Annotated in this window: 10 protein-coding genes; 5 read left to right on the forward strand and 5 right to left on the reverse strand. The window is 55.3% G+C overall.

Annotated features, from left to right (window positions below; translation table 11 throughout):
* Nucleotides 1–59: 59 nt before the first annotated feature.
* Nucleotides 60–1,769 carry an ABC-F family ATP-binding cassette domain-containing protein gene (locus SK47_RS10635; protein ID WP_048244120.1) on the forward strand — a complete coding sequence of 570 codons (1,710 nt, stop codon included), beginning with the start codon at nt 60–62 and terminating at the stop codon, nt 1,767–1,769.
* A 206-nt stretch (nt 1,770–1,975) separates the two neighbouring features.
* The gene (adhP, locus tag SK47_RS10640; protein WP_023314184.1) at nt 1,976–2,986 is read left to right on the forward strand and encodes an alcohol dehydrogenase AdhP; all 1,011 of its coding nucleotides are present in this window, start codon (nt 1,976–1,978) and stop codon (nt 2,984–2,986) included.
* Nucleotides 2,987–3,025: 39 nt separating this feature from the next.
* Here the strand turns inward: adhP and SK47_RS10645 are convergent, their stop codons facing one another.
* Entirely contained in the window at nt 3,026–3,535 is a 510-nt protein-coding gene (locus SK47_RS10645) for an RrF2 family transcriptional regulator (protein ID WP_015570482.1), read from the reverse strand.
* Between the two features lie 130 nt (nt 3,536–3,665).
* On the opposite strand from SK47_RS10645, the gene SK47_RS10650 reads away from it, so the two are divergent.
* Entirely contained in the window at nt 3,666–4,868 is a 1,203-nt protein-coding gene (locus SK47_RS10650) for an NAD(P)/FAD-dependent oxidoreductase (protein WP_048244122.1), read from the forward strand.
* 38 nt (nt 4,869–4,906) lie between these two features.
* Here SK47_RS10650 and araJ read toward each other — a convergent pair whose 3' ends face one another.
* Nucleotides 4,907–6,082 (reverse strand): MFS transporter AraJ, encoded by a 1,176-nt coding sequence (gene araJ / locus SK47_RS10655; RefSeq protein ID WP_048244124.1) that lies wholly within the window; start codon nt 6,080–6,082, stop codon nt 4,907–4,909.
* Between the two features lie 161 nt (nt 6,083–6,243).
* Between araJ and ppk2 the strand changes: the two genes are divergently transcribed.
* Nucleotides 6,244–7,062: a polyphosphate kinase 2 gene (ppk2, locus tag SK47_RS10660; protein ID WP_003857052.1), complete on the forward strand. Its 819-nt coding sequence runs from the start codon at nt 6,244–6,246 to the stop codon at nt 7,060–7,062.
* 59 nt (nt 7,063–7,121) lie between these two features.
* Here ppk2 and fdnI read toward each other — a convergent pair whose 3' ends face one another.
* Genes fdnI through fdnG form a run of 3 tightly spaced genes read right to left on the reverse strand, consistent with a single transcriptional unit; the run spans nt 7,122 to nt 11,714 of the window.
* The gene (gene fdnI / locus SK47_RS10665; RefSeq protein WP_003857050.1) at nt 7,122–7,778 is read right to left on the reverse strand and encodes a formate dehydrogenase-N subunit gamma; all 657 of its coding nucleotides are present in this window, start codon (nt 7,776–7,778) and stop codon (nt 7,122–7,124) included.
* A complete protein-coding gene (gene fdxH, locus SK47_RS10670) occupies nt 7,771–8,655 on the reverse strand; it encodes a formate dehydrogenase subunit beta (RefSeq protein WP_003857048.1) in 885 nt (294 codons plus the stop codon). The genes fdnI and fdxH overlap by 8 nt, the downstream gene beginning before the upstream one ends.
* 11 nt (nt 8,656–8,666) lie before the next feature.
* Nucleotides 8,667–11,714 carry a formate dehydrogenase-N subunit alpha gene (fdnG, locus tag SK47_RS10675; protein WP_156172555.1) on the reverse strand — a complete coding sequence of 1,016 codons (3,048 nt, stop codon included), beginning with the start codon at nt 11,712–11,714 and terminating at the stop codon, nt 8,667–8,669.
* Between the two features lie 220 nt (nt 11,715–11,934).
* Between fdnG and yddG the strand changes: the two genes are divergently transcribed.
* A complete protein-coding gene (gene yddG, locus SK47_RS10685) occupies nt 11,935–12,813 on the forward strand; it encodes an aromatic amino acid DMT transporter YddG (RefSeq protein ID WP_023314188.1) in 879 nt (292 codons plus the stop codon).
* The last annotated feature ends 346 nt before the right edge of the window (nt 12,814–13,159 follow it).

Raw genomic sequence — 13,159 nt, forward strand, 5'->3', positions numbered from 1 at the left:
TTATCGTCAGCGATGTTTGACGAGGCATAAACATGCCTGTAACTCCTGGGTAAGCAACAATGAGCACTCTACTCACTGCACATTCTTTACGTGTTGATACCGCGTTTGGCACGCTCTTCGACTCTCTCTCCTTTACGTTGAAAAAAGGCGACCGCATTGGCCTGCTGGGTGATAACGGCTGCGGAAAAAGTACGCTGCTGAAAATCCTCGACGGAACGCAGTCCCCTGCTGCCGGAACCGTTTCACTGGCGGGACATTGCCTGCTGGCGCGCGTGGAACAACATCTGCCGGAGACCCTTTATCCCCTGACCATGCTGGATGCGGTGCTGGCGCAGCTGCCGACCGGTGAGCGCGACAGTCTTCGCTGGAAGGCCGAGACGCTGCTGGCCGGAATGGGCTTTACGACGCAGGAAACGGCGCTGCAATCCGCCACGCTGAGCGGCGGTCAGCATACGCGGTTGCTGCTGGCGCGGGCGTTGATAAGCGATCCGGATCTGCTGCTTCTGGACGAACCGAGCAACCACCTCGACCTGCCGACCCTGCTGTGGCTGGAGCAGTTTTTACAGAGCTGGTCCGGCAGCTTTGTGCTGGTTTCACACGACAGGCAACTGCTGGACGCGGTAACCAACGGCAGCTGGATCCTGCGCGATAAAACACTGCACTACTTCGCCCTTCCCTGCACTGCCGCCCGTCAGGCGCTGGAGGCGAAAGACGAAAGCGATGCGCTGAGGCATAAGGCAGAGCAAAAAGAGATCGACCGCGTCACGGCCAGCGCCAAACGCCTCGCGACCTGGGGCAAGGTCTACGACAACGAAGATCTCTCCCGTAAGGCTAAGCAGATGGAAAAACAGGTCGAACGGCTTAAAGAAAACCAGACGGAACTGACGGCGGGAAGCCCGTGGACCTTAACCCTGCGCGGGGACGCGCTTCGGGCCGACCGCCTGCTGGAAATAACCGACCTCGGCGTCCCCCCGGCGCCGGGTCTGCCAGACCTGTTTACCCTCGTCAGCGCGCGGCTGAAGAGCGGCGATCGCGTGGCAATTGTGGGTCGTAACGGCTGCGGAAAATCGTCGCTGCTGAAGCTTATCTGGCGACATTTTTGCGACGAGATCTCGGACGAGCGGCTTAAGCGTCATCCGCGCGTCTCACCCGGCTACTACGACCAGACGCTGCATCAGTTGCCAGACGATACGGCGCTGCTGGATGCGCTGGAATCTTTCGCGCCAGATCCGCAAACCCGTAAAATGGCGCTCATCAGTGCCGGCTTCTCGTGGGCGCGGCACGGGCAAAAAGTCAGTACGCTCAGCGGCGGGGAACGTTCGCGCCTGCTGTTCGTCGGCCTGACCCTTGCCCGTTATAGCCTGCTGATCCTAGATGAACCGACCAACCACCTGGATATGGAGGGCAAAGAGGCGCTGGCGGAAACGCTGCAACAGTTTGAAGGCGGAGTGCTGCTGGTGAGCCACGATCGTCAGTTAATTAGCCAGTGCTGTAACCGCTTCTGGCTGATTGAGGACGGCAGGCTGAGCGAATGGCACGATGCGGAGGCGGTCTTTGAGCGCCTGCGTGAGGACGCCGGTCCGGTTGTACCTGAGGCATCGAACGCCGCATTGAAGGCACCCTCTTCAGCGTCAGACGATCTGCTCGAACGCCTTGTCGCCCTGGAAACGTTGCTGGAAGAAGATTTGGCGCGTAAGCCCAAACATCAAAAACCGCAGTTGCAGGCGCAATGGCGAAAAGAGATTGAGGAGATAGAAGCCCAACTGTAAGTCTGTACCCGGCGGTCATTACGCCGGGTCTTTTTTACGTCAGTGTTTTTCCCTACTGATTATTAGAGGATTGCCGTATTCTTAATCTGAAACTGAGCTAAATGATGACATTATGTTGCGGTTGCCTTGCATTACAGCGTCAAAGTATTAATCCTTAATGGGTATTACACCTGCTATGCAGATACTCATCATGAAAGGAGAAACACATGAAGGCTGCTGTTGTCACTCAGGATCATCAGGTTAATGTTACAGAGAAAACCTTACGCGCGCTTAAACATGGTGAAGCGCTGCTGAAGATGGAGTGCTGTGGCGTGTGCCATACCGATCTCCATGTTAAGAATGGTGATTTTGGCGACAAAACCGGGGTGATCCTCGGCCACGAAGGGATTGGTATCGTCAAAGAGATTGGTCCTGGCGTCACGTCGCTAAAAGTAGGCGACCGTGCAAGCGTGGCGTGGTTCTTTGAAGGCTGTGGCCACTGTGAATATTGTAATACCGGCAACGAAACGCTGTGCCGTGACGTGAAAAACGCGGGTTACTCCGTTGACGGCGGCATGGCGGAAGAGTGCATCGTAACCGCGGATTACGCGGTTAAAGTCCCGGACGGGCTGGACTCCGCGGCGGCCAGCAGCATCACCTGCGCCGGGGTCACCACCTACAAAGCGGTAAAAGTCTCTGACATCAAACCCGGCCAGTGGATTGCGATCTATGGCCTGGGCGGTCTGGGCAACCTCGCGCTGCAATACGCCAAAAATGTCTTCAATGCGAAGGTTATCGCCATTGACGTGAATGACGAGCAGCTGAAGCTCGCTGCCAGCATGGGCGCAGACTTAACCGTGAACTCTCGCAGTGAAGATGCGGCAAAAGTGATTCAGGAGAAAACCGGCGGTGCGCATGCGGCGGTGGTGACGGCAGTAGCGAAAGCGGCCTTCAACTCTGCCGTTGACGCAGTTCGCGCCGGAGGCCGCGTGGTGGCTGTTGGCCTGCCGCCGGAAGCGATGAGCCTGGATATTCCACGTCTGGTCCTGGATGGGATTCAGGTGGTGGGCTCTCTGGTGGGTACCCGTCAGGATCTGCTCGAAGCCTTCCAGTTTGCGGCTGAAGGTAAGGTGGTTCCGAAAGTCACGATGCGCCCATTGGAAGATATCAACGCTATCTTTAAAGAGATGGAACAGGGCCAGATCCGTGGCCGTATGGTGATTGATTTACGTTCTTAACCGCGGCGGCCGGGTAGCGGCTTTGCCCTGCCCGGCTTTTCACGTGGACGAACGGCGATCGGAAATCCACTCCTGAACCTCGATCTGGAACGTGTCAGGCGCTTTTCGATACATCTTCCGCGCCAGATCCAGGATGGTATGGCGCCCTAACTCCTCTTCCATCCGCTGCTGCGCGCTGTCCATGACCGAGCGCACCCCACACGGGCCGTCACAGACCCAGGCAGGTGGCGTTTCATCAAACACCGCCAGGCGCTGACGCACTTCCCGACACTCAAACATATTCTTCTCGCCGTCGATGGCGTGCGCCACGTCCAGCACGCTGATCAGCTCTGCCGGACGCGCCAGCCGGAAGCCTCCCCCTTTACCCTCGGTGCTGATAACCAGCCCCGCGCGTGATAAACGGGTGAAGATTTTTCCAAGATAGTCGTACGGCACGCCCTGCAAGGCCGCCATCTCCCGGACGCTCATCTCACGTTCATTGCCTTTTGCATCCACCATACACATCAGGCTATGAATGCCATATTCCACACCAGAACTGTAAAACGCCATGGCTCACTCCGGGTCATTGTTCGCTGCATTATAACGATTTTTAACTCAGAAAGAAGTTGTCGCAGTTAACTCCGACAAGTATAGTGGCAGTTATGTCAGACATACAGCCTGACGCACTAAAGGATCGAGTATGAAAAAGCAGATTTTAATTGTGGGTAGTGGGTTTTCCGGTATGTGGGCTGCGGTCAGCGCCGCGCGCCTTTCTGCTCTGGCGGGTAACAATAGCCTCAGCATTGCCGTGCTGGCCCCTGTTGCGGAGCTACGCGTTCGCCCACGCTTTTATGAAGAGAACGTGTCGACGATGGTCGCGCCGCTGACCGAACTGTTTGCTGAGCTGGGCATTACCTTTATTGCGGGCGAAGCACAACGTATTGATACCTCGTCTAAAACCGTTTTGTATCGCGATTCAAACGGCGCGATTGCTGACGTCGCCTGGGAACGTCTGATCCTCGCAACCGGTAGCCAGACTAAACGTCCTCCTGTTGCCGGTCTGGCTGAATACGCCTTTGATATCGACCAACTCGACTCCGCCAGGTTATTCGAGCAACATCTTGATTCGCTGGTTTCGCGCCCCTCCACCCCGGAGCGTAATACCGTGGTCGTGTGTGGCGGCGGCTTTACCGGCATCGAGCTGGCAACGGAACTCCCTGCCCGGCTCCGCACTCGCTTCGGCGCCAATACAAAGACTAAAATAATCGTAGTTGAAAGGGGTGCAACCATTGGCGGGCGTTACAGCGAGGCGCTGAGAAACACCATTGAAGAAGCAAGCAGCGCGCTGGGCGTTGAATGGCGTTTAAACAGTGAAGTTGAAGCCATCGATGCCAGCGGCGTAACGCTGAAAAACGGAGAACGCATTGCCAGCGCCACTGTAGTGTGGACGGCAGGGGTAGAAGCTAACCCCCTCAGCCTGCAAATTGACGGGGAACGCGACACTCAGGGACGCCTTATCGTCACCGACACATTGCAGGTTCCTGCGCATCCGGAGGTTTACGCGACGGGTGATATGGCGCATGCCAAAACGGACGATGTGGGCAACACGGCGCTGATGACCTGCCAGCACGCGATCCAGTTGGGGAAATTCGCCGGACACAACGCGGCGGCCAGCCTGTTAAATCTGGAGCCGTATCCTTACCGTCAGGTGAACTACGTCACCTGTCTGGATTTGGGTAGCTGGGGTGCGGTATACACCGAGGGCTGGGATCAGCGCATTAAATCCGTGCGCGAGGAAGGCAAAAAGATCAAAGTCGCCATCACCAACGAACTGATTTACCCGCCAGCAGCAGACAAAGCGGTTGCTTTTGCCGCCGCTGACCCGCTGGCGAAATTCGTGTAGTCCACTCCAGCACCGCGACCAGCGGGCAACATGTGGAATCAGGCCAGCGCTCCTGCGTTGGCCTGACGCTTTTTGGCACATAAATAACCATACATCAACAGAGAGGTCATCGCTGAGAAGGATAAGATCGCTGCCGGCAGCGTGACATAACTCCAGCTAAAGCCGAGCGTAATCATCATTCCACCGAAATACGCGCCAATTGCGCTGCCGAGGTTAAACGCCATTTGTCCGCCTGCGGCCCCCAGCATCTCGCCGCCTTTCGCATTTTGCAGCAGCAGTATTTGCAGCGGCGCAGAGAGCGCAAACAGCCCGGCGCAGCACACGAATCCCATTACCAGTGAAGCTATTTTAAGCTCGCCAAAGGTGAACAACGCCAGCAGCGAAGCCACAATCACCAGGTCGGTGGTGGCAGCAATGCGCAGCGGGCTAAAGCGCGACGACAGCTTGCCGCTGAAGACATTTCCCAGCACCATGCCCAGCCCCATCAGCATCATGATCGCGGTCATCACGCCCTCGGAAAAGCCTGACACGTTGACCATAAACGGCTTCACGAAGCTAAACCAGGCAAACACCCCGGCATTGCCAAACATCGTAGCGGCAAAAATCAACCACGGTTCCGGTTTCTTCAGGAAATGGAATTGTTCTGTCAGCCGGGTGGTTGTCGTGTCGTGAATGTCTGGCACCCACAGCAGAACAGACAGGATCACCAGCGCGTCAAAGACCGCAATCAAAAAGAAGGTGTAACGCCAGTTAAATTCATGTCCCAGCCACGTCCCGAGTGGCACGCCAAGCAGGTTGGCAACGGTCATCCCGGCAATCATCCCGGCCACAGCGACCGTCACTTTACCCGGCGGTGCGATTTTTGACAGGATTATCGCCCCCACGCCGAAAATCGCGCCATGCGGAAAACCAGAGATTAAGCGCCCCGCCGCCAGCCCCACGTAGGAGTCAGAGAAGGTAAAGAGTGTGTTACCAACGACGCACATCGCCACCAGAAACAGCAGCGTTGTTTTCAGCGAAAATTTGCTGGAGAACAGCGCCACAATCGGCGCGCCGATCACCACGCCAAAAGCGTAAAACGAAATCATATTTCCGGCAGAGGGAATCGAAATGCCCGTATCATGGGCCAGTTCTGTCAGCACGCCCATGATGCCAAATTCAGCCATCCCCAGACCAAAGGTAGCCAGTGCTAACGAAAAAATTGTCTTTTTCATACCGCGACCACTGTTAAAAAATACGCAGCGTGCATTATTGATTAAACTTGTATGGTGAACCAGTTCAAATCAGCTTTCTGACACATTAATCCATTCATTCAGGCCGATTACACGCTTAGTACGGCCTCGATCCCGCGACCGGACCCATAGGGAGACCCGCCATGGTCAGTAAGAAGAAAACCCGTGTTGTTGATGATGTCGTTAAAAACGCGCCGCTCAAAACCAAAACGTACGAGCAAGAGCTGCGCCGCCTCCATGTTGAACTGGTTAAGCTCCAGCAATGGGTGGTCGCCAAAGGGTTAAAAGTCTGTATTGTTTTTGAAGGGCGAGACGGCGCCGGTAAAGGCGGCGTCATCAAAGCCATCACCGAACGCGTCAGCCCCCGGGTGTTTCGCGTTGTTGCGTTACCGGCCCCCACCGATAAAGAGAAAAGTCAGCTCTATTTTCAGCGTTACGTTCCTCATCTGCCCTCTGCCGGGGAAATCGTTATTTTTGACCGCAGCTGGTACAACCGCGCGGGGGTGGAAAAAGTAATGGGTTTCTGTACTGAAGAGCAGGCCGAAAAATTTCTTGATGGAACGCCGGTAATGGAAAAAGCGATGGTCGATGCCGGGATCATATTGTTGAAATACTGGCTTGAAGTAACGCCAAAAGAGCAGGAACGCCGCCTGCGCGATCGCATTAATGATGGTCGCAAGATCTGGAAGCTTTCTCCAATGGACATAAAATCTTTTAATCTGTGGGATGAATATACCCTCGCCCGTGACGCGATGTTTAAAGCGACCGACACCGCCTGGGCGCCGTGGTTTGTGGCGCGCTCAGAAGATAAAAAACGGGTGCGGCTGAATATTATTTCGCATCTGCTTTCACAGATCCCCTATAAAGAAATTCACGTAGACAAAGTGGATTTACCGAAACGCAAGATCGGCAAAGTGAAGCCTACAAAATATCCCTTCCGGTATATTGCAGAGCGATTTTGATACGGGGAAGCAGGCCAGCACAAGCGCAGCGCCGCCGGACAATGCCGACGGCGCAAGATTTACTTCAACCCTTCCGAACTCTCTTTTTGCGCTTCAAGACGCTCAACGTCGCGGTACCAGCGCGGATGGTGCTTCTGCGCCCAGCGGCGGCTCACCTTCCCTTCAATCATGCCTTTAATCGATCCTTTCACCCAGAAGGCCATATACATATGGATCAGAATGGCGTGGATCAGAATAATGGCCGAGGTCGCGTGGATCAGCAGCGCATAACGCACTACCTGAATCGGGAAATAGTGCGCAAAATACGGACGCCAGATGATGACCCCGGTCACCAGCAGCACAAAAATCATGCTCATGATGGTCCAGAACATCATCTTCTGCCCGGCGTTGTATTTCCCCACCTTCGCGACTTTATGCTCGTTGCCTTTCAGAACCTCAACAATCCCTTTTAGCCACGGAATATCCTGCTTGTCAGGGATATTGTGATGAACAAAACGCACGAACATAAACATCAGCACCACGAAAATCAGCACGCCGAAGAACGGATGCAGAATGCGCCCCATCTGCGGTGTCCCGAAGGTTTCCGTGAGCCACTGTAGCGTCGGGAAGAAGAACGATATGCCGGATACCGCCACCAGGAAGAAGCAGATGACTACCGTCCAGTGACAGGCGCGATCGACAAATTTTGTGCGCACTATCATTTTCGACTTACTCATGATGCTCCTCCTCGTCGTCATCCACCTCTTTATTCGGCCCGATACCGATGTAGTGATAAATCAGCCCGGCAAAGGTGGCGATAAAGCCCGCCGCTGAAAGCGGTTTAAGCGCCCCTTTCCACAGGTTGATTGATGTATCGATCGCCGGATCTTTCGGCAGATTATGATACAGCTCCGGCTGGTCATTGTGGTGCAGAACATACATGACGTGCGTGCCGCCCACGCCCTGCGGGTTATAAATCCCGGCCTTGTCATAGCCGCGCGCTTTGAGCTTATCCACCCGCTGCTGCGCCACTTCCAGCATCTCTTTTTTGGTGCCGAAGTGGATCGCCCCGGTAGGACAGGTCTTCACGCAGGCAGGCTCCTGGCCGACGCTGACGCGATCGACGCACAGGGTGCATTTATAGACCCGGTTATCCTCTTTATTGAGGCGCGGGATATTAAACGGACAGCCTGCGATGCAGTAGCCGCAGCCGATGCAGTTATCCTGCTGGAAGTCGACGATCCCGTTGGCGTACTGAATGATTGCCCCGGCAGACGGGCACGCCTTCAGGCAGCCCGGATCTTCACAGTGCATACAGCCGTCTTTACGGATCAGCCACTCCAGCTTGCCGTTCTGGTCGGTTTCGCTAAAGCGCATCACCGTCCAGGACTTGGCGCTCAGATCAGCAGGATTGTCATAGACCCCAACGCAGTGCCCCACCTCGTCGCGGATATCGTTCCACTCCGAGCAGGCCACCTGGCAGGCCTTACAGCCCACGCAGGAAGAGACATCGATCAGCTTGGCGACTTCTGCCTTGTAGTCCCGCGCACGAGGCGCGGGCGTTATCGGGTTGGTCGCGGAGCGTTTAATAATGTCTTGTGTTTCCATCGCCATTTAATCGCTCCTTACGCTTTCTCGATGTTGACCAGAAACGCTTTATACTCCGGCGTTTGCGAGTTGGAATCGCCGACGTTTGGCGTCAGGGTATTGGCGATGTAGCCTTTCTGCGCTACCCCTTCAAAGCCCCAGTGCAGTGGTATGCCCACCGTTTCCACCTGCTGGCCGTGCACGTTCAGCGTTTGCAGACGACGGGTGACCACCGCCACCGCGCGAATAAAGCCGCGCTTGCTGCTGACCTTCACGCGATCGCCATTGGCAATGCCTTTCGCCTTCGCCAGGGTTTCGCTTATCTCCACAAACTGTTCCGGTTGCGCGATGGCGTTAAGCCGCGCGTGCTTGGTCCAGGTATGGAAATGCTCGGTCAGGCGGTAAGTAGTGCCGACATAGGGGAACTTGTCTTTTTTACCTAAACGCAGCATGTCGTCTTCGTAGATGCGTACCACCGGGCTTGACACCACGTTCGGGTGCAACGGGTTAGTGCCGAGCGGCGTTTCCATCGGCTCGTAGTGTTCAGGGAACGGCCCTTCCGCCAGTTTGTCGATAGCAAACAGACGTCCCAGCCCTTCCGGCTGCATGATAAACGGCCCGGTGTTGCTACCCGGCGCGGCGGTGTTGAAGTCCGGGATATCGTTCCCCGTCCACTTCGTGCCGTTCCACTCGATCAGCATGCGTTTCGGATCCCACGGCTTACCGTTCACGTCTGCGGAGGCACGGTTGTACAGTACGCGGCGGTTTAACGGCCACGCCCATGCCCAGCCCAGGGTGTTACCCAGGCCTGACGGATCGGCGTTATCGCGGTTGGCCATCTGGTTACCCTGCTCAGTCCAGCTGCCGGTGTAGATCCAGCAGGACGAGGCGGTGGTACCGTCGTCACGCAACAGCGCGAAGCTATTGAGCAACTGGCCTTTCTTCGCCACCAGATTGCCGTTGGCATCGTACAGGTCGGCCAGCGCCACGCCGTTGTTCTCTTTTGCCACCTCTTCGGACTCAGGATGATCCGGCTGCTTGTAGTTCCAGCTCATCTTCAGCAGCGGCTCAGCGCCTTTGCCGCCTTCTGTGCGGTACATCTCGCGCAGACGATGGTAAATCCCGGCCAGAATTTCGCCGTCATTACGCGCTTCACCCGGCGCATCCTGACCTTTCCAGTGCCACTGTAGCCAGCGGCCAGAGTTGGCAATAGAACCGTCCTCTTCCGCAAAACAGGTCGATGGCAGGCGGAACACCTCGGTCTGAATGGATGCCGGATCGACATCGTTTGATTCACCGTGGTTCTGCCAGAACGTAGACGTTTCGGTGACCAGCGGATCGATAACCACCATGTACTTCAGCTTGCTCAGGCTGCGAACGACTTTGTTTTTATCCGGGAATGACGCCACCGGGTTAAAGCCCTGGCAGATATACCCCGTGACGTCGCCCTTATCCATCATATTGAAATACTTGATGACATCGTAAGCCTGGTCCCATTTCGGCAACCACTCAAAGCCCCAGTCATTCTCTTTCTGCGCCGCGTCGCCGTAGAACGATTTCATCAGACTGACGGCAAACTTCGGATAGTTACTCCAGTAGTTCACCTGGTCCGGACGCGTCGCTTTTGGCGTGTTGGCGTCAAGCCAGCTTTGCCAGTCGGTCTGCTTCTCGGACGGCAGGGTCAGGTAACCCGGCAGGCTGGTCGACAGCAGGCCTAGGTCGGTTAAGCCCTGAATGTTAGAGTGCCCGCGCAGGGCGTTCACGCCGCCACCGGCCATCCCCATGTTGCCGAGCAGCAGCTGGATCATCGCCATGGTGCGAATGTTCTGCGCGCCCACGGTATGCTGCGTCCAGCCCAGCGCGTACAGGAAAGTAGTGGTTCTGTCGGCGGCACTGGTGGAGGCCAGCACTTCACACACTTTCAGGAAGTCCGCTTTCGGCGTACCGCAGATGTTTTCCACCACGTCCGGCGTATAGCGGGAAACGTGCTGTTTCAGCAAGTTCCACACGCAGCGCGGATCGCTCAGGGTCTCATCGCGTTTCGCGTAGCCGTTTTCGTCGAACTGATAGTTCCAGGATGATTTATCGTACTGACGTTTCTCGGCGTCATAGCCGCTGAACAGACCATCTTCGAAAGCGAAATCTTCCCGCACCAGCAGGCTGGCATTGGTGTAATGCTTAACGTATTCCGCGTTAATCTTATTGTTTTCGATCAGGTACAACAGTACGCCGGAAAGGAACGTAATATCCGTACCGGAGCGGATCGGCGCATAGATATCAGCCACCGATGCCGTACGCGTAAAGCGTGGATCGACGACAATCAGCGTCGCATCGTTGTTGTTTTTCGCTTCCATCGCCCAGCGGAACCCCACCGGATGGGCTTCAGCGGCGTTACCGCCCATAACCACCACGACGTTTGCGTTTTTGATATCAACCCAGTGGTTGGTCATCGCACCGCGACCAAATGTTGGAGCAAGACTTGCTACCGTTGGTCCGTGTCAGACGCGCGCCTGGTTATCAACCGCCAGCATGCCGAGGGAGCGCGCAAATTTTTGCGTCAGCATGCCGGTCTCATTACTTGCCGCAGAGGCACACAGCATCCCGGTGGAGGTCCAGCGGTTTACCGTGATGCCCTGCTCGTTCTTCTCAATAAAATTGGCGTCGCGATCCGCTTTCATCAGTTTTGCAATTCGGGAGAAAGCGTCGTCCCAGGAGATACGCTGCCATTTGTCAGACCCCGGCGCACGATATTCCGGGTAGCGCAGACGGTTTTCACTGTGGACGTAGTCCAGCAGCCCCGCCCCTTTCGGGCAAAGCGCCCCGCGGCTCACCGGATGGTCCGGGTCCCCTTCAATATGATAAATCGCTTCTTTGGCGTTCTTCGCGCCATCACCCAGGCTATACATTAATAGCCCACAACCCACGGAGCAGTATGTGCAGGTGTTACGGATCTCTTTCGCGCGCAGCAGTTTATAGTTGCGTGCCTGAGCCAGCGCCATTTTGGGAGCGAATCCCAGCATCGCGGCTGTTGTTCCGGCCATACCGCCCGCGCAGATTTTAAAAAATTGTCTGCGGCTGACGTCCATTGTTGTCCTCGTTATCTGATAAGACTTCGCGCGGCAAACTAACAGCAAAGCCCCTTTTTTTATTGCGTCAAATCAAGGTCGCTATACTTAGCCCCCCAAATAGTCACCGCTGGTACGATTTGCTACTCTTTTCGGGGTATCTCCCCCGTAGAAAATTCGCCAGGTGTAGCGGATAGATGCTATAAGTTTTCCCTTTGATTTTTTGAAGACTGGCAGGGTAATGGACAGAAAAAGAGCAACGCTGACAGGCCTGGCGGCCATATTGCTGTGGAGCACCATGGTGGGTCTCATCCGCAGCGTCAGTGAAGGACTGGGCCCGGTGGGCGGCGCGGCGATGATTTACACCGTCAGCGGGCTGCTGTGTCTGGTAACGGTGGGTTTTCCCGATCTTCGGCGTTTTTCCAGGCGCTATCTTCTTGCGGGCAGCATCCTGTTTGTCAGCTATGAGATGTGCCTGGCCCTGTCGCTGGGATATGCCGCGACGCGCTCACAGGCGATTGAAGTCGGTATGGTCAATTATCTGTGGCCAAGCCTGACGATTGCCTTCGCGATTTTGTTCAACGGGCAAAAATCCACCCTGTGGGTCATCCCTGGGCTTCTCATCTCGCTGTTGGGGGTGTGCTGGGTTTTAGGTGGCGAAAACGGTCTGCAACTGAATGACATCATGCAGAACGTCGTTTCAAGTCCGCTGAGTTATGGGCTGGCGTTTGCTGGCGCTTTTATCTGGGCCGCCTACTGCACCGTCACCAGCAAGTATGCCAAAGGGCAAAATGGCATTACCCTTTTCGTCCTGCTGACCGCCCTGAGCCTGTGGGTCAAATATGCCGTCAGCGATCAGCCCGAAATGGTGTTCAGCGTCCCGGTTGTGGTGAAGCTATTGATGTGTGGGGTTGCGCTTGGCTTTGGCTACGCCGCCTGGAATATCGGTATTCTTCACGGTAACGTCACGGTGCTTGCGGCTGTCTCTTATTTCACGCCCGTTCTTTCCGCCGCGCTGGCGGCTATTGTGCTGAGCTCTCCGCTTTCATTCTCATTCTGGCAAGGGGCATTAATGGTGTGCGCCGGATCGTTACTGTGCTGGTATGCCACCCGCAAATAGTATTTTTATTTTTTGCCGGGTACCCAATATGCCCGGCACAAAATTAACAATTATTTAATGTGTGATCACACCCTCGAATATAATGAGTAACATTCGAGACAACTAAAATTTCTGTATAGAATGCCCACAGATAGCCAGAGCCGTTGTGGAAGTTGACATAAACTGACAACACAGGTAATTAGTTCAGCGCCAATATTACCGCGCTATATAGCACAAAGTGCAATAGTTTATTTCTGAATATTTCACTTAGAAAACAGACACTGGCTCACCGAAAAATTCATAATCCGCTGTTTTAAAAGATGTTATCGCGCCCCACACGTTGACACTCTCTGTCAAAACCCTTTAA

It is taken from the genome of Enterobacter sp. BWH52 (assembly GCF_001037565.1).
Lineage (GTDB): Bacteria > Pseudomonadota > Gammaproteobacteria > Enterobacterales > Enterobacteriaceae > Enterobacter > Enterobacter hormaechei_C.